22 protein-coding genes are annotated in these 21,491 nt (G+C 61.2%); 11 read left to right on the top strand and 11 right to left on the bottom strand.

Features of this window, described 5'->3' with window-relative positions:
- The first annotated feature begins 140 nt into the window (after nt 1–140).
- Genes ACR0KW_RS11915 through ACR0KW_RS11895 form a run of 5 tightly spaced genes read left to right on the top strand, consistent with a single transcriptional unit; the run spans nt 141 to nt 3,117 of the window.
- A complete protein-coding gene (locus ACR0KW_RS11915; protein ID WP_480805183.1) occupies nt 141–569 on the top strand; it encodes a hypothetical protein in 429 nt (142 codons plus the stop codon).
- Nucleotides 566–1,231 carry a MotA/TolQ/ExbB proton channel family protein gene (locus ACR0KW_RS11910; RefSeq protein ID WP_480805182.1) on the top strand — a complete coding sequence of 222 codons (666 nt, stop codon included), beginning with the start codon at nt 566–568 and terminating at the stop codon, nt 1,229–1,231. The genes ACR0KW_RS11915 and ACR0KW_RS11910 overlap by 4 nt, the downstream gene beginning before the upstream one ends.
- A gap of 31 nt (nt 1,232–1,262) precedes the next feature.
- Nucleotides 1,263–1,589: an ExbD/TolR family protein gene (locus ACR0KW_RS11905; protein WP_480805181.1), complete on the top strand. Its 327-nt coding sequence runs from the start codon at nt 1,263–1,265 to the stop codon at nt 1,587–1,589.
- On the top strand, nt 1,586–1,963 hold the full coding sequence (locus ACR0KW_RS11900; RefSeq protein WP_480805180.1) for an ExbD/TolR family protein: 378 nt from the start codon (nt 1,586–1,588) through the stop codon (nt 1,961–1,963). Before ACR0KW_RS11905 ends, ACR0KW_RS11900 begins: the two co-directional genes overlap by 4 nt.
- Nucleotides 1,960–3,117 (top strand): TonB family protein, encoded by a 1,158-nt coding sequence (locus tag ACR0KW_RS11895; RefSeq protein ID WP_480805179.1) that lies wholly within the window; start codon nt 1,960–1,962, stop codon nt 3,115–3,117. The genes ACR0KW_RS11900 and ACR0KW_RS11895 overlap by 4 nt, the downstream gene beginning before the upstream one ends.
- A gap of 12 nt (nt 3,118–3,129) precedes the next feature.
- On the opposite strand, the gene ACR0KW_RS11890 is transcribed toward ACR0KW_RS11895, so the two are convergent.
- From ACR0KW_RS11890 to ACR0KW_RS11870, 5 genes are read right to left on the bottom strand one after another with little or no spacing between them, the layout of a single operon-like run.
- On the bottom strand, nt 3,130–3,672 hold the full coding sequence (locus tag ACR0KW_RS11890; RefSeq protein WP_480805178.1) for a DUF3833 domain-containing protein: 543 nt from the start codon (nt 3,670–3,672) through the stop codon (nt 3,130–3,132).
- Nucleotides 3,669–4,286, bottom strand: coding sequence for a DUF3833 domain-containing protein (locus ACR0KW_RS11885; RefSeq protein ID WP_480805177.1), 618 nt, complete (start codon nt 4,284–4,286; stop codon nt 3,669–3,671). The genes ACR0KW_RS11890 and ACR0KW_RS11885 overlap by 4 nt, the downstream gene beginning before the upstream one ends.
- Nucleotides 4,283–5,506: an MFS transporter gene (locus ACR0KW_RS11880; protein ID WP_480805176.1), complete on the bottom strand. Its 1,224-nt coding sequence runs from the start codon at nt 5,504–5,506 to the stop codon at nt 4,283–4,285. The genes ACR0KW_RS11885 and ACR0KW_RS11880 overlap by 4 nt, the downstream gene beginning before the upstream one ends.
- Nucleotides 5,506–6,051, bottom strand: coding sequence for a hypothetical protein (locus tag ACR0KW_RS11875; RefSeq protein WP_480805175.1), 546 nt, complete (start codon nt 6,049–6,051; stop codon nt 5,506–5,508). Before ACR0KW_RS11875 ends, ACR0KW_RS11880 begins: the two co-directional genes overlap by 1 nt.
- A complete protein-coding gene (locus ACR0KW_RS11870; RefSeq protein ID WP_480805174.1) occupies nt 6,002–7,336 on the bottom strand; it encodes an NAD(P)/FAD-dependent oxidoreductase in 1,335 nt (444 codons plus the stop codon). The genes ACR0KW_RS11875 and ACR0KW_RS11870 overlap by 50 nt, the downstream gene beginning before the upstream one ends.
- Before the next feature lie 164 nt (nt 7,337–7,500).
- Between ACR0KW_RS11870 and ACR0KW_RS11865 the strand changes: the two genes are divergently transcribed.
- Nucleotides 7,501–8,226 carry an SDR family NAD(P)-dependent oxidoreductase gene (locus tag ACR0KW_RS11865; protein WP_480805173.1) on the top strand — a complete coding sequence of 242 codons (726 nt, stop codon included), beginning with the start codon at nt 7,501–7,503 and terminating at the stop codon, nt 8,224–8,226.
- 16 nt (nt 8,227–8,242) lie between these two features.
- Here ACR0KW_RS11865 and ACR0KW_RS11860 read toward each other — a convergent pair whose 3' ends face one another.
- Both ACR0KW_RS11860 and ACR0KW_RS11855 read right to left on the bottom strand, forming a co-directional pair.
- Nucleotides 8,243–9,895: a DUF6504 family protein gene (locus ACR0KW_RS11860; RefSeq protein WP_480805172.1), complete on the bottom strand. Its 1,653-nt coding sequence runs from the start codon at nt 9,893–9,895 to the stop codon at nt 8,243–8,245.
- Nucleotides 9,896–9,956: 61 nt separating this feature from the next.
- Entirely contained in the window at nt 9,957–10,247 is a 291-nt protein-coding gene (locus tag ACR0KW_RS11855; RefSeq protein WP_480805171.1) for an I78 family peptidase inhibitor, read from the bottom strand.
- 130 nt (nt 10,248–10,377) lie between these two features.
- Here ACR0KW_RS11855 and ACR0KW_RS11850 point away from each other — a divergent pair, with 130 nt between their 5' ends.
- The gene (locus ACR0KW_RS11850; RefSeq protein ID WP_170326272.1) at nt 10,378–11,490 is read left to right on the top strand and encodes an S-(hydroxymethyl)glutathione dehydrogenase/class III alcohol dehydrogenase; all 1,113 of its coding nucleotides are present in this window, start codon (nt 10,378–10,380) and stop codon (nt 11,488–11,490) included.
- Between the two features lie 51 nt (nt 11,491–11,541).
- Here ACR0KW_RS11850 and ACR0KW_RS11845 read toward each other — a convergent pair whose 3' ends face one another.
- The 3 genes from ACR0KW_RS11845 to ACR0KW_RS11835 form a co-directional block, all read right to left on the bottom strand.
- Nucleotides 11,542–12,480 carry a DMT family transporter gene (locus ACR0KW_RS11845; RefSeq protein ID WP_480805170.1) on the bottom strand — a complete coding sequence of 313 codons (939 nt, stop codon included), beginning with the start codon at nt 12,478–12,480 and terminating at the stop codon, nt 11,542–11,544.
- Between the two features lie 143 nt (nt 12,481–12,623).
- On the bottom strand, nt 12,624–13,037 hold the full coding sequence (locus ACR0KW_RS11840) for a group III truncated hemoglobin (protein ID WP_480805169.1): 414 nt from the start codon (nt 13,035–13,037) through the stop codon (nt 12,624–12,626).
- A gap of 49 nt (nt 13,038–13,086) precedes the next feature.
- The gene (locus ACR0KW_RS11835; RefSeq protein WP_480805168.1) at nt 13,087–16,005 is read right to left on the bottom strand and encodes an error-prone DNA polymerase; all 2,919 of its coding nucleotides are present in this window, start codon (nt 16,003–16,005) and stop codon (nt 13,087–13,089) included.
- A 111-nt stretch (nt 16,006–16,116) separates the two neighbouring features.
- Between ACR0KW_RS11835 and ACR0KW_RS11830 the strand changes: the two genes are divergently transcribed.
- A complete protein-coding gene (locus ACR0KW_RS11830) occupies nt 16,117–16,581 on the top strand; it encodes a DUF1203 domain-containing protein (RefSeq protein ID WP_480805167.1) in 465 nt (154 codons plus the stop codon).
- On the opposite strand, the gene ACR0KW_RS11825 is transcribed toward ACR0KW_RS11830, so the two are convergent.
- Complete coding sequence (locus ACR0KW_RS11825; protein WP_480805360.1) at nt 16,578–17,567, bottom strand: ABC transporter ATP-binding protein; 990 nt, start codon at nt 17,565–17,567, stop codon at nt 16,578–16,580. The genes ACR0KW_RS11830 and ACR0KW_RS11825 overlap by 4 nt on opposite strands.
- An 87-nt stretch (nt 17,568–17,654) precedes the next feature.
- Between ACR0KW_RS11825 and ACR0KW_RS11820 the strand changes: the two genes are divergently transcribed.
- From ACR0KW_RS11820 to polA, 3 genes are all read left to right on the top strand, one after another.
- On the top strand, nt 17,655–17,834 hold the full coding sequence (locus ACR0KW_RS11820; RefSeq protein WP_480805166.1) for a zinc-finger domain-containing protein: 180 nt from the start codon (nt 17,655–17,657) through the stop codon (nt 17,832–17,834).
- Nucleotides 17,835–17,879: 45 nt separating this feature from the next.
- Nucleotides 17,880–18,563 carry a YrbL family protein gene (locus ACR0KW_RS11815; protein ID WP_480805165.1) on the top strand — a complete coding sequence of 228 codons (684 nt, stop codon included), beginning with the start codon at nt 17,880–17,882 and terminating at the stop codon, nt 18,561–18,563.
- Between the two features lie 115 nt (nt 18,564–18,678).
- Nucleotides 18,679–21,483 carry a DNA polymerase I gene (polA, locus tag ACR0KW_RS11810; protein WP_480805164.1) on the top strand — a complete coding sequence of 935 codons (2,805 nt, stop codon included), beginning with the start codon at nt 18,679–18,681 and terminating at the stop codon, nt 21,481–21,483.
- Nucleotides 21,484–21,491 lie beyond the last annotated feature (8 nt).

Here is a 21,491-nt window from a genome sequence, read left to right as displayed (position 1 = left end):
TAAACGGCAGGGTTGAACAGGCTGTAAATCGCCCTTTATCACAATGGTGTCGGCAAGCCTTTCGCGCCCCAACGGTCTTGGATATGACGGGAGTGGTACCGCCAAAACCCTGCCTGCGTTGAACAATCGGGAGCGCATCTATGAAGTTTCGCCGTCCGGCCCTTGCCGCCACCCTTTGTGCGCTGCCCTTTGCAGCTCTGGCCGAAACCCCGCAAGATGCGCCGGGCCTGATGGTCGAACTGAATGCGGTGGAAGAGGTCGAAGGCGCTTGCCGCCTGACCTTTCTGGTTGAAAATCAAACCTCAACCTCGATCGACAGTGCCAGTTATCAGGTGGTGATTTTCGATGCCGCAGGTGTATTCGAACGGATCACGCTTTTCGGATTTCGGGACCTGCCGGCAGAACGCCCTCGGGTGCGTCAGTTTGATATCCGGGGCACCACCTGCGAAAACATCGGACGTGTTCTGATCAATGGTGTCAGCAGCTGCACCGTCGGCGGCGCTGAAAGCGATATCTGCGACCAGACACCAACCTTGAACAGCCGAACAGAAGTGGAGCTTTTGGGATGAGTTTTCTTGACGCCCTGCGTGAAATCCTGGCCCTTGGCGGGCCGGTGGTCGCCATCCTGATCGCCATGTCCGTGGTGACGCTGGCGGTGACGCTGTACAAGCTCTGGCAGTTCGCGGCTTCGGGCGTTGGACGGCACCGGGTGTTGTCGCAAGCATTGGAGGCCTGGGACGCGGGCGACAAACAGACCGCCCGCGCGCGTCTGGCCAAAAGCCACAGTTACCTAGCGCCGCTAGTCGGGGTCGCGATGGACGCACCGGATGCACCGGGTTTGGACAAGAGACTGGATGCCGAGGCCGGGCTGGCGCTGGCCGGTCTGGAACGCGGTTTCCGCCTGCTGGACACGGTGGCGCAGCTCGCACCCCTTCTGGGTCTGTTCGGCACCGTTTTGGGCATGATCGAGGCGTTTCGCAGCCTGCAATCCGCTGGCTCTTCGGTTGATCCGTCGCTGCTGGCGGGAGGTATCTGGGTGGCCCTAGTGACCACAGCTGTGGGTCTGGCAGTGGCGATGCCGACCTCGATGGTATTGTCGTGGTTCGAGAGCCGCACCGCGCGCGAACGGGTGTTTGCCGACAAGGCCCTGCGCACGGTGCTGGTGCCGGGGCAAGCCGTTCCACTGGCCGAGGATGCGCAACCTATGGCGGCCACGCCCGGACATGCGTAACCCTGCCCCCTTTGTCAGGCGACCCATGGCGATGACACCGCTCATCGACGTGATTTTCTTGCTGTTGCTGTTCTTCATGCTGACTTCGACCTTTTCGAAGTACGGCGAGATTGAGCTGAGCAACGCTACGACGGGGGGCGCATCGACGGACGCGCCACAAGACCGCGCCTTTGTCCAGTTGAGCGAAGACGGGCTGGTGTTGAACGGTACGCCTGTCACGTTGGACGAATTGACGACACAAGTGACCACCGGGCAGGTACTGGTCAGCCTTGATCCGAACACAACGGCGCAGCGACTGGTGGATTTGCTGGTCCTGCTGCGCGGGCGTGAGGGCCTGAGCGTGCTGGTGCTGGAATGATCCGCCATAGCCGCCCCCGCCGCAAACGCGACTCGACCATTGCGTTGATCAACGTCGTGTTCCTGATGCTGATCTTCTTTCTGATCGCGGGCACCGTGGCCACGCCGCTGGACCCTGATCTGAATCTGGTCGACACCTCCGAACTAGAGGGGCGCGAGCCGCCGGACGCGCTGGTGCTGCACCGGGACGGCACGCTCAGCTTTCGCGGTGCGCTTATAGAACCGGAAACCTATATGGATGGTCGCGAACCCGGGGCGGTGCGGATTGTGCCGGATCGCGAAGCCTCGGGCGTGCGGCTGATCGAGGTCACAGGTGAATTGCGCCGCCTGGGGGCGGATTCCGTCTTTGTCGTGACCGAAAAGGCGCTGGAATGATCCGGGGCTCGATCGTTATCGCGGCCCTTGCCGCGCTGCTGTCTCTGTTGCTGCACCTGATGGGGCTGGGCCTGACCGCACCCAGACTGGTACAGCAGCCGGATGCAGCAGGCCGTTGGGACTCGGTTGAGCTGAGCAACAGTTTCGAGGATCTTGTGGACACGGTCGCCGAACCGGTGGAACCCGAACCGCCCGAGGCGCCGGAACCCCCTGTGGAAGAGCCCCCGGAACCCGCTCCGGAACCGGCCGAGATTCCAACCAGCGAAGTGCATGTGGCCTCGGACGATCCGCAGAAAACCTTTTCCCCTGACACTGGCACGTCCGAAATCCTGCAACCGGTCGCGCCCGAGCCCGTGGAGGCCGAGGCCCCCGAAACGCGGGACAACACGGATGGCGACAAATCCGCCAGCGATGAGATCGAGGAGACCCCGCCCGCCGAGGCGGCCGAGTTTGCCGAAGCGCCAAAAGGCAGTCCCGAGGCCACGGAACCGGTAGAGGAGACCCCAGCCGCACCCGAGCCCACCGAGGCCGAGCAGATTGCCGCATTGCCCGAGCCATCGGTAAATCCGGTGCCGTCAGTTGCCCCGGTCGTGCCCTCTGAAAGTGAGACGATCGAGGCCGATATCCCCGCCACCCCGGCTGAGCCTGTGCCTGACGCAGAAGAAAACAGTGAGGAACCGGAACAGCCGCTGACCTCATCGATCCGGCCACGCCTGCCGGACCGGCGTGCGCAGCCAGAGCCTCCGGCCACGTTGCGCGGGGCACGGGATTTCAGTGACCTGCAATACCCAACGCAAGAGGTCGAGTCGCCCCTGACCACCTATCAGCGCCAAGGCAGGGATTTGTTCACCTCGGGCAACAGCGGCACACGCTCGGGCGGGCGGGGTCCCGGAAATTCGGATCGAACCAACTATGCCGGGAAGGTTCTGGTGCATCTGAACCGTGCACCGATCGTCTACACGGCGGCGCGGGGCTTCGCAGTGGTGTTTTTCAGGATCAACCCGGACGGAACCTTGGCCTTTGTCGATGTCGTGGACACCAATGGCTCACCGGATCTTGAACGGGCGGCCAAGGCACAGGTTCAAGCGGCCGTTCCTTTCCCGATACCACCAGGCGGGGTCAGCCGATCGCTGACTTTCACCTATTACAACTGAACAGCCGGTGACTTACAGTTTCTCGAAAAACAGAATGACCTCGCCCAACCGTACGCCATAGCGCGAGACATAGGCACGGTTCAGCAGCCGGTCGTCGCTCAGCAACCACATCCAGTCATCGAAATTCACCCGCATGGTGCCGTCTTTCACGGGCAGGTCGATCTTGTATTTCCAGTTGAACGTGTCCCCGCGCTCGATCCCGCTGGCGGTGCCCAACACGCCCGGCGCGGTGCCGGTCCAACTGTCCTCGCCGGTTTTGGTCAGGGTCCAGATGCGTTGTTCGGTGGCACCGTCGTCATAGACGAAATCCTCGACCAGCGTCAGGGTTTCGCCATCCCATGTGCCGTCGATCTCGACCGTAAAGCGGCGGGGCACGTTGCCCAACACATCCTGAAACTGACCATAGGCGACGGTTTTGCCCTCAAAGAACTCCTCAAGGTTCAGTTGCCGGTCGGACAGGAAGGTCTTGGGGACACGCGGCTTGGCCGAACAGGCCGCCAGCGCGGCCAGCCCGATAAGGGCGAGTGCTGCGATCAGATAGCGGCGCGCGGTCATTGCAATGTCCTTGTCTCAGCGGTGGCGTCATAGCCGTTGGAGCCGCTGATGTGGGTTGGTTTCGTCTCGGGCGCCGGGCGCATGGTGGCGACCAGTTCGGCGACCTTGAGGCCGAATTTGCGCATCTCAGACCGATTCATGATCACGCCACTTTCAGTCAGATACATCCAGTCAGTGACGTCCAGAGTGTGCCCGCCCGCGTCTTTGGGCAGGATGATCCGGTAGGTCAGCTTGACGGTTGAACCGGAAATGATGCCGTGACCTTCACCCACGATATCGTCTGCCGTGGCGGTAAACGTGTTGCCGGTGCCCAGCGTCAGATACCATTTACGGGTCATCTGCTTGCCGTTTGAATAGGTGAAAAATTCGGCCAGCGTCCCGGTGTTACCATCCCATTTGCCCACCATACGGGCGGTAAAGCTGTTCGACATCTTGCCATTGGGCCCATAGATCAGGCCTTCGGACAGGATCTCTCCGTTCAGATTCTCTTTCATTTTGAACGCAGGTCCGGTGTCTGTGTAGTCCGTTGGCGCCTGCGACCGGAAACTCAGGAACCGGCGCTGGGCGATGATCAGGACAAGGATGGCGAGCAGAAGGATGGCGATGGCTGTCATTTGGCTGAGACCTCGGTAGGCAGCGTCAGGACCAGCCCGAACGCGCCGAGTTTCAGGATGCAGGGCAGTACGGCATAGGCGAGGTTGAGTGTGCGCAACGCCTCGGCCGAGTTAGCTTGCCCCGGAGTGAATCCGCTGCGTTCCAACAGCGGCAGAGTGAAAAAGGCCGCGAACGCCAAGCCCAACTTGCCCGCAAAGGACCAGATGCCGAAAGCGGCTGAGGCATTCAGCCCGGCACGTGTCAGCACGACTGAGAACATGGCAGGCAGTACCACCATGTCCGCCCCCAGTGCCGCACCGGAGGTCAGGCAGATCACTGCGAATCCAGTCAGGTTGCCGGCCGACAAAGTGGCCGCGCCGATAAATCCTGCAATAGACAGCGGCATCGCGATCATCAGAGTCTGTTTCGGGCCAATCCGGTTGCTGAGCTTGGCCCAGAGCGGCACGCTGGCCCCGGCGCTGAGGAAGAACAGGATCAACAGCGGTCCGGCTTTTCCGGGCAATTGCAGGCGGTCTTCGACAAAGAACAGAAACAGGGTTGAGGTGATCGCCACCGGCAGGCTGTTGACCAGCGCCAGAAACAGCAGGCGCAAGGCTCCTGCCTGACCCAGCCGGGAGAAAGACAACCCCTGGCCGGTGATCGGGATGCGACGCCACATCGGAACGGTCAGGATCAGGGTGAGAATGGCCAAAAGACCCAGAAACACCCCAAAGGCGGGGTAGCCTTGCCCGCTGGCCCCGAAGGCCACGAACAGAGCGGGGGCGCTGGCGGCAAGGATAACCCCGGTCAGTTGCCCGCCCTCGCGCCAGGCCGCCAGCGTCATCAGCTCTTTCGCGTCAGCTTGTTTGGCAAGAGTCGCGCTACGGCCATAGAGCAGGATGGTGCCAAGGCTGTAGGCCGAGAACAATAATACCAAAACAGATACTAATACGGCAGTATTTGCTCCTTCAGGTAGGCCAAAAAGCAAGGGAAACCCAACCGCCAAGCCAATTGCAGCCGCAGCGGCAAACAGCATCTGCGCCCCCGGCCAGCGGTCAATGGCCCATCCGATCAGCGGGTCCTGCACCAGATCGACGATGCGGATCACAAGCAGAACGGTGCCAATCACCCCCAACCCGATGCCCAGATTGACGGCGGCAAAGCGCGGCAGGTGGATATACAGCGGGATACCCGCCGCAGCCAGCATCAACGCATAGAGACTGACCCTCGGATACAGCATCACTGCCCGCGCAATCTCTGCGTGAAGGCGGCAGAGCGGGTGTTTTCACCCAGGAATACAGACATGAAGCTGCGTTTGATGCCGGGATACGACATCGTGCAGGTCTTGCGTCCGTTCAGCCAGAAGGAAACCTTGTTCGGCCCCTCGGACACCGCCAGATAGCGATCCCCCTTGTTGACCGCCTTGAAGCAGGTCTGAAGTTGGTCGCGTACAGGCGCGGCGCGGCCAATGCGCGCCATCTCGTCCAGGGTCGAGTTGATCAACGCCTTTTGGCTCACGTTGCGGCGATATTGCAGTTGCAGCCCGAAATCCTGTTTCCAGCTGAAAGCCGCGCCACCCGGAGTAAACAGCTGCGCGTCATACAGAGGCAGCCCGAGATAGCGAAAGGTTGCGGTGCCGCGCAGTTGCGGGTCGTCCAGTTCCGTCAGGCCGGACGATGCTGCCAGCCCGCCGGGGACCAGCAGGCAGAGGGACAGCAGCGCGGGGCGCAGGGTGTTAAAACTCGGCCGGGGCAGGGAGGACCGGCTGTTTTTCAGGAATGCCATTGTCAGATCCGTTCGTGTGCGGGGTGCCGTTCATGCGCTCGACAACATGCATCGCGCTGGCAATCCCGTCTTCATGAAAACCATGCCGGTTATACGCACCGGCAAACCAGGTTCGGTTCTGTCCCTGCATCTCGCGGATTTGCCCTTGTGCTTTCAGGGCCGCTTTGTCGAACACCGGATGGGCGAACTCGACCTGATCATAGATTTTGTCCGCGGGAATTTCTGATGACGCGTTCAGCGTCACGAACAGCGGATCGCTGTCCGGAATGTTCTGCAACCGGTTCATCCAATAGGTGACACCCACATTCCCGGCTTGAGAGCGATAAGTCCAACTGGACCAGCAGGCTCGCCTGCGCGGCATCTGGCGCGGATCACAATGCAGGATGGCGGTGTTGGGTTGATATCGAATAGACCCTAATGCAGCTTTTTCAGCGCTCGTTGCGGTCTCACCCAGAATGGCCAGCGACTGATCAGAATGGGTGGCGAGGATGATCTCATCAAACAGATCGGCCTGCCCCTGGCTGCGCACCGTCACGCCGGTTTCATCGCGCTGGATGTGGTCTACAGGAGAGGCCAGCCGGATTTCACTCCCGCGCGCGCGCAGGGCAGCGTCGATGCGGCGGACATATTCGATGCTGCCGCCTTTAACCGTGTACCACTGATGTTGTTTGGCGCGGCCGCTGGCCAGCAGGGCATGGTTTTTGAAGAACTGCACCAGCGAACGCGCCGGAAACTTATCCACGAACTCAACAGGGGTGGACCAGATCGCACCGCACATCGGCATCAGGTAGTTGTGGCGGAACCAATAGCCCAAACGCAGCTGGTCGACCAACTCGCCGATTGTGGTCTCATCATCCCGCGCGGCTTCGGGGGCCTCTTTGCTGAACCGCAGGATGTCGGCGATCATCTTGTAATAGGCCGGGCGGGCGAGGTTGCGTTTCTGCGCCGTCAGCGTGCGCAGGTTGTTCAGCCCGTATTCGATGCGTCCGTCATCGATGGTGGCGCCAAAGCTCATCTCGGATTTCATGACCGGCACGTTCAACTCATCAAAGAGGCGTGTCAGATAAGGGTAGGTGGCATAGTTGAACACGATGAACCCGGTATCGACGGACTGATCTCCGTTCTTGCCGGCCATCACCGTGCGCGCATGGCCGCCCAGTCGGGGTTCCGCCTCGAACACGGTCACGTCGTTGTTTTGGGAAAGATAGTAAGCAGCTGACAGACCAGCGATACCTGCCCCTACAACTGCGATTTTCTTGCGTGCGCCCCGAGTTTCGTCGAACATGCCATCCTCTTTGTGCGACAGTTTACAAGAGGATACGCAGGATGGTCGTAGGTGGATCAATCGGGTTAGAAGATTTTCTCGAACGCACTATGTCGTGAAGTCTGGTGAAGTGATCCGGCCCCTTTCCCCGTCCGTAACAGATCAGACGCAACTGGAATGGGCGCATGAGCAGTTTTGACGGAAAAACCTATTGGATTGTCGGTGCCAGCGAAGGGCTGGGCCGGGCACTGGCCGAGGCGCTCAGCCGTCAGGGGGCGCATCTGATCCTGTCTGCCCGCAATGCCGACCGCCTGGCCCAGATCTGCGTCGCGCTGCCCAATGCACAGGCCGTTCCCTGCGACGTGACTGATCTGGACTCGGTGCGCCGTGCCGCGGTCGAGGCCGGAGAGGTGGATGGGCTGATCTATAACGCCGGGGCCTATGAGCCAATGCGCTCGGGTGATTGGGAGACCGAGGCGGTGCTGGCGATGACCGACGTGAACTACACCGGCGCGCTGCGGGTACTGGGAGAGACGGTGCCGCGGTTTGTGCGCGCGGGCCGGGGGGATATCACGCTGATCGGGTCCCTATCCGGCTATCGCGGGTTGCCGGCTGCGGTGGGATATGCGTCCAGCAAGGCGGCGCTGATTTCTCTGGCAGAAACCATGCGGTTCGATCTGGCTGGTACCGGGGTGACGGTGCGGATCGTCAATCCGGGCTTCATCAAGACCCGACTGACCGAGAAAAACAACTTTAAAATGCCGATGCTGATGACGCCCGAGGATGCGGCGGAACGGGTGGTCAAAGCAATGTCGCGCCGTCGCTTCCGTACCGATTTTCCGGCGCCGTTTTCCTGGGTGATCAGGCTGCTGGATTACCTGCCGGATTGGTTGGTGTATCGCGGAAAATAGATCCTAATAAGGGCTTCTATCCAAACTGCCCCTGACAGAACCAGCCCGCCGACAGGGTGCCGCCATGGCCGTAGAACAGCCACAACCGCTCCCCCTGTTCGGTTACCACCACCCAGTAATCGCGTACGCCGCTGCGCCAGTTGGGGTCGTCCAGCCACCATTCCGGTGCGATGCGTTCGGGGCCGGTGGCCTGCGCCAGTTGCCAATCGCGGCCCCGCCAGCGAAAGGCGCTGGGCACATCCGGGGTTTCCGGGGCCATGACCGGCTCGGGCTGCCACATCTGCAGCGGGCGCGGGCGCGGAGGCGCAGGCCAGTCGCGTGCCGGTTCGGACCATGCGGCGGCCAGCGTCTGCGCGGTTTTCTCGGGGATATGCGAGGCCGCCGGGTGGCGCCGGGTGATCGCCTCAAGCCCTACCCGTGCGCCCAGCTTGCCGATCAGATCATCGACGGCGGTGTTGCCCTCCAGCCGCTCACGGGCCACGCGGCGGGCTTCGGCATGGCCTGCCACCGTGCGGGCGTGGATGGGCTCGGTCTGGATCGCCTCAAGCCGCAGCATGTCGATGCCATAGCCCGCATCGATCTTATCGATTTTCATCTCTAACAAGGGGCGAATACGGTGTTTGTCATGGGTCGGGCGGGCCAATCCGACCTCGATGATCTCGGCCGCCTGATCGGCGCGATGCGCCTCAAGCCGCAGGGTACGCACCCCGCGGCCTTTCTCTTCCAGCTTGGCGCAGAGCGTCGGCAGCACCCGGTCGATGGCGGCCATCACGTCTTCGGTCAGACCGATGGGGTTGGGCAGGGTCATCCGCACCGCAAAGTGATGCGGCGGGCGGGCGGGCGAGACCGGCTCGGGCGCGCTGCCCATCGCCTGATCCAGCCGCAGCACCAGCCCGCGTCCGAACCGCCGTGCCAGCGAGGCGCGCGGTTGCCCCAGCAGGTCGCCAATCCGGCGCAGGCCCAACCGGTTCAGCTGCGCGACCACCTGATCTTCGAGCCGCAGCGCTGCGATGGGCAGGGGGCTGAGCGCGCCATAGGATTGCCCCGGCGCGGCAATGCGGGCGCCGCCGCCCAAGGCCATCACCTGCGGCGCGGTCCCGCCCTTGGTCCAGTGCCGCCGTTTGCCCGCCCGGGCGCGGGTGGCGCGGGCCTCTTGGCTGATGGCGTCGCCGTTGCGATCCGATGTGGCCTCTTGCCCCGCATAGCGCGCCAGTGCCCAGGCTGCACCCAGCGTGTCGGCGATGCCCATCTGCACGCTCAGGCCCATATCGGCGCAGTCGGTCTCAAGCACGCTCAGCAACGCCTCTTCCCCGCCAAACAGATGCGCGCAGCCCGACAGGTCGACGATCAGCCCGTCCGGCGATTCCTCGGCCACCCATGGGCTGAACTTGCCCGCCCAGCGGCGCAAAGCGGTGAGGAATGCAGCCTCTGCCGGGGCGTTGCGGGGGCGTGTTACCAGCGCCGCACACATGGTATGGGCGTCACGCACCGGCTGACCCACGCGCAGACCGGCGGCATGGGCTTCGGCATTCAGCGAGGTGATGACCTGCATGTTCGACTGTTCAGCCACCACGGCCAAAGGCCCGTCCTGCAGGCCCCGCGCAGTGCGGACCAGCCGTTCAGCCCCCAGACGGGGGAACCACAGTGAGAGTATTCGGCGTTTGGGCATCGGCAGACATCAAAATGTTCCCATTTTGTTCTTACCGTAGAATCATGCCCTGAGTCCACGCTTACCCGCAGGTCAGGCGCTGAATGATCCCACCCTCGTCAACAAACACGTTCAGCCGGTCGATGCGGTAATCCTGCGTGGCCAAACCGTCCGGCCCCAGCACGCGCGCGCGTTCGGGCAGCGCAGCCTGAATGGTTTCGACCGGCTGACCAACGGAATTGGCAAAGGCGTCGCCCTCGCAAAAGGCCAGATCGACCGGGGCCGCCTCGGGCGCAAGGCGGGCGTCTTCGGGCGCGGGCGGGGTTTGGGCGCAGGCGGCCAGCAGGATCAGGATCGGGATAAAACGGCGCATTGGCGTTCCTCTTTCCGGCAATGTCGTTTCTGCAATATCAAGTCATTAGCCAATCTGTCACGAAACGACAGTTGAAAACACCCTGCAATTGACGCAGGGTCGGGGCAAATTTGACTGGGAGACAAGCACCATGCGTACCCGTGCCGCCGTCGCCGTTCAGGCCGGCAAACCTTTGGAAGTGATGGATGTGAACCTTGAAGGCCCCAAGGCGGGCGAGGTTCTGGTGGAAATCAAGGCCACCGGCATCTGCCACACCGATGAATTCACCCTGTCGGGTGCCGACCCCGAAGGCCTGTTTCCGGCCATTCTGGGGCACGAAGGCGCAGGCGTCGTGGTCGAGGTCGGCCCGGGTGTCACCAGCCTGAAACCGGGCGACCACGTGATCCCGCTCTACACCCCCGAATGCCGTGAATGCGAATACTGCCTGAACCCGAAAACCAACCTGTGTCAGGCGATCCGTGAGACGCAGGGCAAGGGTCTGATGCCCGACGGCACCTCGCGCTTTTCGATGTTGGATGGCACGCCAATCCTGCACTACATGGGCTGTTCGACCTTCGCCAACCACACGGTTCTGCCGGAAATCGCGCTGGCCAAGGTGCGTGAGGACGCGCCGTTCGACAAGATCTGCTATATCGGTTGCGGCGTGACCACTGGGATCGGCGCAGTCATCAACACCGCCAAAGTGGAAATCGGCAGCCGTGCCATCGTGTTCGGTCTGGGTGGTATTGGCCTAAACGTGATCCAGGGCCTGCGTCTGGCCGGAGCTGACCAGATCGTCGGCGTTGATCTGAACCCCGCCAAGGTGGAAATGGCCACGAAATTCGGCATGACCGATTTCGTGAACCCGACCGAGGTTGAAGGCGATCTGGTGCCGTATCTGGTCAACCTGACCAAGGGTGGCGCGGACTATACTTTCGACGCCACCGGCAATGTTGGCGTTATGCGCACCGCTCTGGAAGCGGCGCATAAAGGTTGGGGTGAGTCGATCATCATCGGTGTGGCACCCGCTGGCGCCGAAATCTCGACTCGTCCGTTCCAACTGGTCACCGGCCGTTCGTGGCGCGGCACGGCCTTTGGTGGCGCCCGTGGCCGGACCGACGTGCCCAAGATCGTAGACTGGTACATGGAAGGGAAGATCGAGATCGACCCGATGATCACGCACACCATGGGGCTGGATGACATCAACCACGGCTTCGACCTGATGCATAAGGGCGAGAGCATCCGCTCGGTTGTGGTTTACTAAAGCTCTTAGCTATGGGTTTTGAGAACGGCGCGCTGTTTGGCGCGCCGCTTCTTATTTCCCGGGCCGCGATGCCCCAGTATCAGACCGCGGTGACCGCACCCGCAGAACCGGGGTGTTGGTCGACGACGTGTTGGCCCGGCTTTCGCGCCAGACGACGAACACGCCCGATGCGATGATGATGCTGGCCCCAACGGCGACCCAGCCATCGGGTTGTTCGCCAAAGAAGATTATACCAAATAGTGTGGCCCAGATGATTTGGCTGTACTGGCTAGGTGCAACGACCCCGGCGGGGGCAGCGCGGTAGGCAAGGATGATCAGGTGTTGCGCGATCACCGAGAACACGCCGACCAGCGCCATCATTGCCAGATGCAGCAACGAAGGCGGTTGATAGACAGCCGGTTGCAAAAGGCTCATCACAACGATGGCCAGAAGCATCGGATAGAGGATCAGCACGGCCGAGCGTTCTTCATTCCCGATCTTGCGTACCAAAACAGACCCTAACGCGCTGCAAAACGCGGCAGTCAGGGCGGCGAGGTGGCCCAGAGTGATGTCTGTGGCTCCGGGGCGCAGGACGATCAGAACGCCGATCAGGCCAACGCCAACAGCGGCCCAGCGTTTGGCGCGGACGATCTCTCCCAAGATCGGGATCGACAGGACGGTGACGAACAGGGGGAAGGCAAACAACAGCGAATAGACCTCGGCCAGCGGCAGCACCGAGAAGGCGTAGAAGGCGCAGACCATGGACGTGACCATCAGGGCCGAGCGCAGCAGCACCAGCCACGGGTGATGCGGCAGGAAATTTCCGGTTGTCCGGTCGGTCAGGATCGTCACTGCCATTGGCACAAAGGAAAACAGCGTGGCGAAAAAGATGATCTGCATCACCGAATAGGTGCCGCCCAGCACTTTGATCAGCGCGTCATGGCTGGCAAAGACGGCAAAACCCGCAAACGCATAGCCAAGGCCCCGGAGGGTGGTGTTCTGAGTGCTCATGGATCGGCCTCGGGTGATGTCGGTGTGGTGGCGCTATGCCGTCGCAGCGCAGAGGGGCTGTCTTGCCTCTGAGTAAACCGAATTTGACAGAGCGCATAGCCCCTATTTTACCGCTAACATCACTTGGCTGCTATGATCCAAGGTCATCGCAGGATCGGCGGGGCGTCCTTGGGTTGGCGTGCGGATTGAACGCCAGCCTTCATGCCCACCCCGATGCGTCGGGCCAGCGCGACCCACGGGGTGGCTGTTTCCGGGGGCAGGGTCTGGGTGGCGACCTCTTCGAACAGATCCAGCCAGTGGGTGAAGAACTCGGGTTTCACGTCGGGCCGTTCGATATGGACCCGCTGCGGATTGCCGTCATAGCTGCGCTCGAACAGGATAGCGTTGTGCCAGAAAGCGGCGATCTTTTCTTCATGCGCGGGCCAGTCGTGGACATGTTTGTTGAAGACCGGTCCCAGCACGGCGTCCTCGCGCACGCGGGCGTAAAAGGCGCGGACCTGTGCGTTGATCTGGTCTGGTGTGGCCGGAAAGCGCGGCGGTAGGATTGGTCTGGTCATGAAGGTCCCGGGTTTCGACTCTGTTTTGGGGCAATACTCGGTTTGATCGTCACCCGACAGGGGTGGTTTTGTCGCGCGGCTCCGGCGTTAGCAGGTGCCGTATCAAGGCCACCGGATGCGCCTTCAGGCTAAGGCGGGTGGCCACGTAATCCTCGACCACCTGCTCGCCCAAGGTCATCTGCGGCAGATAGGCTTCGGGTTCATCCAGTGCCTCGCCCTCCAGATCCTGCGAGAACAGCGGCAGCGGTTTCGCGGTCGCAATCGCCTTGGCCTGCCACAGCGCCTCGCGCCGGGTCAGGTCGCAGGCGGCGAAAGCATCGGCCTCGGCCAGCCGTTCGATCACCGACGGGCCCAACCCGGCGCGACGCCAGACATCGTCGACCTGATGGTAGCCATTGCCGCGCGCGGCGGTCAGCCAGCTGGCATCTTCCTCGCTGAGGCCCTTGATCTGGCGGAACCCCAGCCGCAGGGCCAGCCCACCATGACCGTCGGGTTCCATCACATTGTCCCAGAAGCTGGCATTGATGCAGACCGGGCGCACTTGCACGCCGTGTTCGCGGGCATCGCGCACGATCTGGGCGGGTGCATAGAACCCCATCGGCTGCGAGTTCAGCAGCGCGCAGGCAAAAATCCCCGGGTGGTGGCACTTGATCCAGGCCGAGGCATAGACCAGCAGCGCAAAGCTGGCCGCGTGGCTTTCGGGGAAGCCGTATGAGCCAAAACCTTCGATTTGTGAGAAACATCGCTCGGCAAAATCATCCTCATAGCCGTTGCGCTTCATGCCGCGCAGGAACAGCGCGCGGAATTCGCTGACGGACCCATGTTTCTTGAAGGTTGCCAGCGAACGGCGCAGCCGGTCGGCCTGTTCCGGGGTGAAGCCCGCGCCAACAATGGCGATCTGCATGGCCTGTTCCTGAAACAGCGGCACGCCCAGCGTTTTGCCCAGCACCTCACCCAATTCGTCCGAGGGGAAGCTGACCTCCTCCTCTCCGTTGCGGCGGCGGATATAGGGATGGACCATGTCGCCCTGAATGGGGCCGGGGCGGATGATGGCGACCTCGATCACCAGATCGTAGAAATTGCGCGGCCGCATCCGGGGCAGAAAGTTCATCTGTGCACGTGATTCCACCTGAAACACGCCAATACTGTCCGCCTTGCACAGCATGTCATAGACCACCGGGTCCTCGGGCGGCAGGGTGGCGAGGGTGTAGCTGGTCTGGTGGTGCTGGCCGATCAGGTCGAACGCCTTGCGGATGCAGGTGAGCATCCCCAGGCTGAGCACATCGACCTTAAGGATGCCCAGGCTGTCGATGTCGTCCTTGTCCCAGCAGATGACCGTGCGGTCCTCCATGGTGGCGTTTTCGATAGGAACCAGTTCGTCCAAACGCCCCTCGGTGATGATGAAGCCGCCTACGTGCTGGGACAGGTGGCGGGGGAAGCCGTCGATCTCATATACCAATGTTAGAGTCTGTTTCAGACGGCGATCCTCGGGGTCGAGGCCGATTTCACGCATCCGTTCGGCCTCAAGACCCGCGGCTGAAAAGAAGCCCCAGAGCTGAGAGGACAAAGCCGAGATGGTGTCTTCGGTCAGGCCCATGGCGCGCCCGACCTCACGGATGGCGCGTTTGCCGCGATAATGGACGACCGTGGCGCAGAGGCCCGCGCGTTCCCGGCCATAGCGGTCATAGATGTGCTGGATCACCTCCTCGCGGCGTTCATGTTCGAAGTCGACATCGATATCGGGTGGTTCATCGCGCGCCTCGGACACGAAGCGCTCAAAAACCATCGTGCCCATTTCGGGGCTGACCTCGGTGATGCCGAGGCAGAAACAGACGACAGAGTTGGCCGCCGAGCCGCGCCCCTGGCACAGGATGCCGCGCGATCGGGCGAAATGAACGATGTCGCGGACGGTCAGGAAGTAAGGTTCGTATTTCAGTTTGCCGATCAGGGTGAGTTCATGCGCCAGCATGTTTTGCGCCTTTTCCGACGCACCCGCCGGATAGCGCCACTTCAACCCCTCATGCGCCAGACGATGCAGGCGTTGGCTCGGAGTTTCCTGCTCGCTGCCTTCGCTGGGATATTCATAGCGCAGTTCGTCGAGCGAGAATGTGAGTTGTTCACTGAGTTCATGGGCGCGGGCAACGGCCCCTTCGTGACCTTTGAAGATGCGCAGCATCTCGGTTTCGGACCGCAGACGTTGTTCGCCATTGGCCAATGCGTTTCGGCCCAACTCGTCTACCTTGCGGCGCAGGCGGATGGCGGTCAGCACATCACCCAGTTTGCGACGCGTGCCGTGGTGCATCATCGGTGTCGCACTGGCAAGGGTAGGGATGCCAAGTTGCTTAGATTCAATCTCTAATAAAGAGAAATATGTGCTATCTGCACCATCATACCGGGGATGCATCAACAGATGCATCCGCCCGTCAAAGCGGCGCGTCAGTTGGTGCGCCTGTGTCCGCCATGCGTCCGCGCCGCCAGTGGGCCGGGTCGTCTGTGGCCAGAGCAGCAGGTGGAGGCCGTCGGAAAACTCCAACAGGTCGGACAGGTGCAGGATGCAGTCGCCTTTCTCGGCGCGCAGGCGGCCTTTGGACAGGATACGGCACAGATTGGCCCAGCCCTGCCGGTTCAGGGGCAGGGCGGTGACGGTGGGCGCGTCGGTGAAAATCAGCCGTGCCGCCGGGATCAGGCGTGGCACCGCGTGGATGGGGTACGAGGGCGGTTTCGGGATATGATCGGGGCAGGGCGGGCCGATGGAGGTGTTCTGCGCTTCCCACTCCAGCCGCTCACGCACCTTGCGGGCGATCTCGCGCCCTTGGGTATGGGCGCGCACGATCCCGGCAACCGAGTTGTCATCGGCAATTGCGATGGCGGGCAGGCCCAGGGTGACGGCACGCTCCATATACTCCTCGGGGTGCGAGGCCCCGGTGAGAAAGGTGAAATTCGACGTGATCGACAGTTCGGCATACATGGCGATTCCATATTATATTCACGTTTTGTTCTTTTTCCGAGTCCTTTGCGCAGGAAACGGGTCGCTTGGGGTTTGCCGGATGGGCATGGTCGGCGAAAAAGGAGGCTCGATATGTTCAAGATCACCGCATTGCCAACCGACGAAGTGCGCGCCCTTCAGGGTGGTCACCCGGATGCTTATGGCGCCGCGCCAGAGCGTGCTGTTTCCACCGGCGCAGGCAATCCCTGTCGTCATTGCTTGCAGAACATCCCCGAGGGGCAGGACATGCTGATTTTGGCGCATCGACCTTTTTTAGAGCCACATCCCTATGCAGAAACCGGCCCGATCTTCCTGTGTGCCAAACCATGCGAGCGGTATCACGGCGCTGAGATGCCCGAGATTTTGACCACGTCCCCGGACTATCTGATCAAGGGCTATGGGCAGGATGACCGGATCGTCTACGGCACCGGAGCTATCACACCAACGGATCAGATCGACGCAAAGGTCAGCGATATTTTTGCACGGCCGGATGTGGCCTATATCCATATCCGCTCGGCCCGGAACAATTGCTATCAGGCGCGGATCGACCGGGCCTAAAGCTTGATCCGATGCATGCCCCGACGCGGTTGGTCCTGATCCTCGGCAGGTTCATCCGCACGAGAGGACGTGAGCGCAAGGAACACATCCTCCAGGTCAGCCTCTTCGGTGCGGACGTCGCGGATGCGGATGTTTGCGGCGCGGACGGATTCCAGTACCTGTTCGGCGCTGGTCTGGGCGCTGCGGTATTGCAGCACCAGGCTGCCATCGTCGCGCAGGTTGGCCTCGACGCCCTCGGTCACGGGCAGATTGGTGACCGGGCTGTCCGGGGCGATCACCATGGTGCGGCTATCCATGCGGCCCAGCAGATTGGCGGTGCTGTCCTGTGCGATCTTTTCGCCGTGATTGATGATGGCGATCTCGTCACACATCTCCTGCGCTTCTTCCAGGTAATGGGTGGTCAGGATGATGGTCATGCCCTGTTCGTTCAGCTTGCGCACATTGGTCCAGAGCATCTGGCGCAGCTCGATATCCACGCCCGCGGTGGGTTCGTCCAGAACCAGAATCTTGGGGTGATGTACCAGCGCCTTGGCCAGCAGCAGACGCCGCCGCATGCCGCCGGACAGGGTGCGGGCATAGGCCTCGGCCTTGTCGCTGAGACCGACCAGTTCCAGAATCTCATCGCTGCGGCGCTGTGCCTTGGGCACGCCATAGAGGCCTGCCTGAACCTCCAACGCGCCACGCGGGGTAAAGAACGGGTCCAGATTCAGCTCTTGCGGCATAACACCGATAGCGGCGCGCGACTGGCGCGGGTTCTGGTCCTGGTCGAAGCCCCAGATCGACACCTTGCCCGCGGATTTTACCACCAGCCCGGCCAGAATATTGATCAGCGTCGATTTTCCGGCCCCGTTCGGCCCCAGCAGGCCAAAGACAGACCCGCGCGGAACCGTCAGGTCAATGCCTTTCAGCGCGTGTTTCTCAGGCTGACCCTTGCCGCCCAGATAGGTCTTGCGCAGCCCCTCGATCCTGATTGCCGCATCACGCATGTGACCCTTGCCCCCGGTTTGCTCATCGCTCATAAACGCACCTATTACATGCCCGCGAGGCCGACAACCGAAGAAGGATCGCAAGCCGTGACAATAGAAGCGCCGGAAACCAAGATCGTCGAAACCGCCCGTGTTGCCTGTGATGGCGGCGAAGGCGCATTGGGCCACCCGCGCGTCTGGCTGCAAATCCCTGAAGATACCGGTTGGGTCGAGTGCCCGTATTGCGATTGCAAATATCAATTGAACACAGCCGGGCCTAATGGCTGAAACAGCCCTCATTTTTCAGAATTTCAGCGACCAACATATGAAAAAATGGAAGTAAGCGCGGAAACTTTCCTTTTTGCTGACGTTATTACGCTGTCTGATCTTGCCCCGTTGACCGGTGGTACGCTTCGTGAGGTTTACGCCTTTCCCGGGCGGTCGGGTTTGCTGATCAAGATCATGAATTCACAAGCAAGGAACACGCGGCACAAGTTGGCAAAGCGTCTTTCCTGGCGCGTTTTCCCCGATGCAAGATACCGCAATACTCTGAAAGAGATAGAGTGCGAATTGAAGGTCGCCATGAAACTGGGCGCGGACATCAAAAGCTCTCCGTTGCCCAGAATGCTCGGGATTGTGCAAACAGACCGTGGAATGGGAATTGTTGTAGAAAAGATATCAGGTGACGATAACGGGTTGGCCAAACGTCTGCACAAGATATGCAGACAGAAAGAGTTATCAGGCGCGATGCTGGACCAACTAAACCAATTCGTTGCCAAGATGTACCGCCTGCAGATTGTTGCGCGTGACCTAAACGCCAGCAATATCGTCTACGGAAGGCGCGGGGGAAAACCCGACTTCTTCCTGATTGACGGATACGGTGAACGTAACCTTGTACCTCTGCGCAGTTGGTCGCGCTATCTGAACGACCGGTCGCTGACAATCCGGTTTGAGGACTTGGCAAAACGTGTCGGGTTGGTTTGGCACAAAGACCGCAGAGTATTTGGGTTTTCCTGAAAATCGTAATTCAATGGGCTTGGGTGCAATCCATACGTGATTAACCGCACCAACGGGCTCGTCTATTCTTGCGATATCCCTTAGATGTTCCCTGACCACAATGCCGGAGCACCACATGTCAAACACGAATTTCGGAAAAGGGTGTCACCTGCATCTGATCGACGGATCGGCCTTTATTTTCAGGGCCTATCATGCGCTGCCGCCGCTGACGCGCAAGTCGGACGGGCTGCCGATCGGGGCGGTTTCGGGATTCTGCAACATGCTGCAGAAATATGTCGAAGGAAACGCCGGGCCGGATGCGCCGACCCATGTGGCGGTGATTTTCGACAAGGGCTCGCACACGTTCCGCAATGACCTCTATGATCTCTACAAGGCCAACCGCGAGGCGATGCCCGAGGATCTGCGCCCGCAAATGCCCCTGACCCGCGAGGCGACGCGCGCCTTCAACATCGCCTGCAAAGAGCTTGAGGGTTACGAGGCCGACGACATCATCGCCACGCTGGCCGTTCAGGCGCGTGAGGCCGGGGGGCGCGTGACCATCGTAAGCTCCGACAAGGACCTGATGCAGCTGGTCGGCGGCGGTGTTGAAATGCTGGATGCGATGAAGAACAAGCGCATCGACCGGGATGGTGTGTTCGAGAAATTCGGCGTGGGGCCGGAACGAGTGGTCGATGTGCAGGCCCTGGCCGGGGATTCGGTGGACAACGTGCCGGGGGCTCCGGGGATTGGTGTGAAAACCGCCGCCCTGCTGATCAACGAATATGGCGATCTGGAAACGCTGCTGGATCGCGCGGAAGAGATCAAACAGCCCAAGCGCCGCCAGACCCTGATCGAAAAGCGCGAGCAGATCGAGCTGTCGAAGAAGCTGGTGCAGTTGGATGAGCAGACACCGCTGGATTTCACCCTGGACGATCTGGAGGTGAAGGACCCTGATCCCGACACCCTCTTGGGTTTTCTGGCGGATATGGAGTTCCGCACCCTCACCAAGCGCATAGCCGACAAGCTGGGGGCCGAGGCTCCGGTGATTGCTGACGCGCCCGCGTCGGTTGCCGAGGTCGAAGAAGCTGAGGCGCTGCCCTTCGATGCGTCGAAATACGAATGCGTTCGCGATGCGGGCGTGCTGCAGAAATGGATCGATCAGGCCTATGAACGCGGCTGGGTCGCGGTGGACACCGAAACCACCGGGCTGAACGAAATGATCGCCGATCTGGTTGGCATTTCCTTGTGTGTGGAAGCCGGTGAGGCCTGCTACATCCCGCTGACACACCGCGATGGGGCTGCGGATGATCTCTTTGGCTCGGATGCTTTGGCCGAAGGGCAGATGCCGCTGGATGAGGCTCTAACCCTTTTGAAACCGATGCTTGAGGACCCGTCGATCCTCAAAATCGGGCAGAACATGAAATACGATGCCAAGATCTTTAAGCGATACGGCGTCGACGTGGCCCCGATCGACGACACGATGCTGATGTCTTACGCGATGCATGGCGGTGAGCACGGGCATGGCATGGACACGCTGTCCGAACGCTATCTGAGCCACACGCCGATCCCGATCAAACCACTGCTGGGCTCGGGCAAATCCGCGATCACCTTCGACAAGGTGCCGATTGATGAAGCCACGGCCTATGCCGCCGAGGATGCGGACATCACCCTGCGCCTGTGGAAATTGTTCAAGCCGCAACTGCATCAAGTGCAGGTGACGACGGTGTATGAAACGCTGGAACGCCCGCTGGTGCCGGTTCTGGCCGAGATGGAGATGCACGGCATCAAGGTCGACCGCGATGTGCTGAGCCGCATGTCGAACGCGTTTGCCCAAAAAATGGCCGGGTTAGAGGCTGAAATCCACGAACTGGCCGGAGAAAATTTCAACGTCGGCTCGCCCGCGCAACTGGGTGAAATCCTGTTCGACAAGATGGGGCTTGAGGGCGGCAAGAAGGGCAAGACCGGGAAGTATTCGACCGGGGCCGATATTCTGGAAGACCTAGCAACCGAGCATGAATTGCCGCGCCGGGTGCTGGACTGGCGGCAGCTGTCCAAACTGAAATCAACCTATACGGATGCGTTGCAGACCCATATCAACCCGGATACGGGGCGGGTGCATACGTCCTACTCGATAACCGGGGCGAACACGGGGCGTCTGGCCTCGACCGATCCGAACCTGCAGAACATCCCGGTGCGGACCGAAGAAGGGCGGCGTATTCGTGAGGCGTTCATTGCCGAGCCGGGCAATGTGATGGTGAGCCTCGACTATAGCCAGATCGAGTTGCGCATTCTGGCACATATCGCCGATATCCCCGCCCTGAAACAGGCCTTTGCGGATGGATTGGACATTCACGCCATGACGGCGTCCGAGATGTTCGATGTGCCGCTGGACGAGATGACGCCGGATATCCGCCGTCAGGCCAAGGCGATCAACTTCGGCGTGATCTATGGCATCTCAGGCTTTGGTCTGGCGCGCAATCTGCGCATCCCGCGGGCCGAGGCGCAGGGCTTTATCGACCGCTATTTCGAACGCTTCCCGGGTATTCGCCGCTATATGGACGACACGGTCGCGTTTGCCAAAGAGAATGGCTATGTGCAGACCCTGTTCGGGCGCAAAATCCACACGCCCGAGATCAACGCCAAGGGGCCGCATGCGGGCTTCTCGCGCCGGGCGGCAATCAACGCGCCGATCCAGGGCACGGCGGCGGATGTGATCCGGCGTGCGATGGTACGGATGCCGGATGCCATCAACGGGTTGCCCGCCAGGATGCTGCTTCAGGTGCATGACGAATTGCTGTTCGAAGTGGCCGAAGACGCGGTGGATCAGGTGATCGACGTGGCGCGAGACGTCATGGAAGGCGCGTCCGACCCCGCCGTGAAGCTGGATGTAAAGCTGAGCGTGGATGCCGGGCAGGGGGCAAATTGGGCCGAGGCGCACTAAGGCGCGCT

The sequence above is a fragment of the Ruegeria sp. CG11 genome, from assembly GCF_056537245.1.
Note: the sequence above shows the minus strand (reverse complement) of the source record. Positions and strands in the feature narration are given on the sequence as shown.

Bases quoted from the DNA above. Each gene is read 5' to 3' on its own strand.
- ACR0KW_RS11915 (WP_480805183.1), top strand. From the start codon at position 141: ATGAAGTTTCGCCGTCCGGCCCTTGCCGCCACCCTTTGTGCGCTGCCC.
- ACR0KW_RS11910 (WP_480805182.1), top strand. From the start codon at position 566: ATGAGTTTTCTTGACGCCCTGCGTGAAATCCTGGCCCTTGGCGGGCCG.
- ACR0KW_RS11905 (WP_480805181.1), top strand. From the start codon at position 1,263: ATGACACCGCTCATCGACGTGATTTTCTTGCTGTTGCTGTTCTTCATG.
- ACR0KW_RS11900 (WP_480805180.1), top strand. From the start codon at position 1,586: ATGATCCGCCATAGCCGCCCCCGCCGCAAACGCGACTCGACCATTGCG.
- ACR0KW_RS11895 (WP_480805179.1), top strand. From the start codon at position 1,960: ATGATCCGGGGCTCGATCGTTATCGCGGCCCTTGCCGCGCTGCTGTCT.
- ACR0KW_RS11890 (WP_480805178.1), bottom strand. From the start codon at position 3,672: ATGACCGCGCGCCGCTATCTGATCGCAGCACTCGCCCTTATCGGGCTG.
- ACR0KW_RS11885 (WP_480805177.1), bottom strand. From the start codon at position 4,286: ATGACAGCCATCGCCATCCTTCTGCTCGCCATCCTTGTCCTGATCATC.
- ACR0KW_RS11880 (WP_480805176.1), bottom strand. From the start codon at position 5,506: ATGCTGTATCCGAGGGTCAGTCTCTATGCGTTGATGCTGGCTGCGGCG.
- ACR0KW_RS11875 (WP_480805175.1), bottom strand. From the start codon at position 6,051: ATGGCATTCCTGAAAAACAGCCGGTCCTCCCTGCCCCGGCCGAGTTTT.
- ACR0KW_RS11870 (WP_480805174.1), bottom strand. From the start codon at position 7,336: ATGTTCGACGAAACTCGGGGCGCACGCAAGAAAATCGCAGTTGTAGGG.
- ACR0KW_RS11865 (WP_480805173.1), top strand. From the start codon at position 7,501: ATGAGCAGTTTTGACGGAAAAACCTATTGGATTGTCGGTGCCAGCGAA.
- ACR0KW_RS11860 (WP_480805172.1), bottom strand. From the start codon at position 9,895: ATGCCCAAACGCCGAATACTCTCACTGTGGTTCCCCCGTCTGGGGGCT.
- ACR0KW_RS11855 (WP_480805171.1), bottom strand. From the start codon at position 10,247: ATGCGCCGTTTTATCCCGATCCTGATCCTGCTGGCCGCCTGCGCCCAA.
- ACR0KW_RS11850 (WP_170326272.1), top strand. From the start codon at position 10,378: ATGCGTACCCGTGCCGCCGTCGCCGTTCAGGCCGGCAAACCTTTGGAA.
- ACR0KW_RS11845 (WP_480805170.1), bottom strand. From the start codon at position 12,480: ATGAGCACTCAGAACACCACCCTCCGGGGCCTTGGCTATGCGTTTGCG.
- ACR0KW_RS11840 (WP_480805169.1), bottom strand. From the start codon at position 13,037: ATGACCAGACCAATCCTACCGCCGCGCTTTCCGGCCACACCAGACCAG.
- ACR0KW_RS11835 (WP_480805168.1), bottom strand. From the start codon at position 16,005: ATGTATGCCGAACTGTCGATCACGTCGAATTTCACCTTTCTCACCGGG.
- ACR0KW_RS11830 (WP_480805167.1), top strand. From the start codon at position 16,117: ATGTTCAAGATCACCGCATTGCCAACCGACGAAGTGCGCGCCCTTCAG.
- ACR0KW_RS11825 (WP_480805360.1), bottom strand. From the start codon at position 17,567: ATGCGTGATGCGGCAATCAGGATCGAGGGGCTGCGCAAGACCTATCTG.
- ACR0KW_RS11815 (WP_480805165.1), top strand. From the start codon at position 17,880: ATGGAAGTAAGCGCGGAAACTTTCCTTTTTGCTGACGTTATTACGCTG.
- polA (WP_480805164.1), top strand. From the start codon at position 18,679: ATGTCAAACACGAATTTCGGAAAAGGGTGTCACCTGCATCTGATCGAC.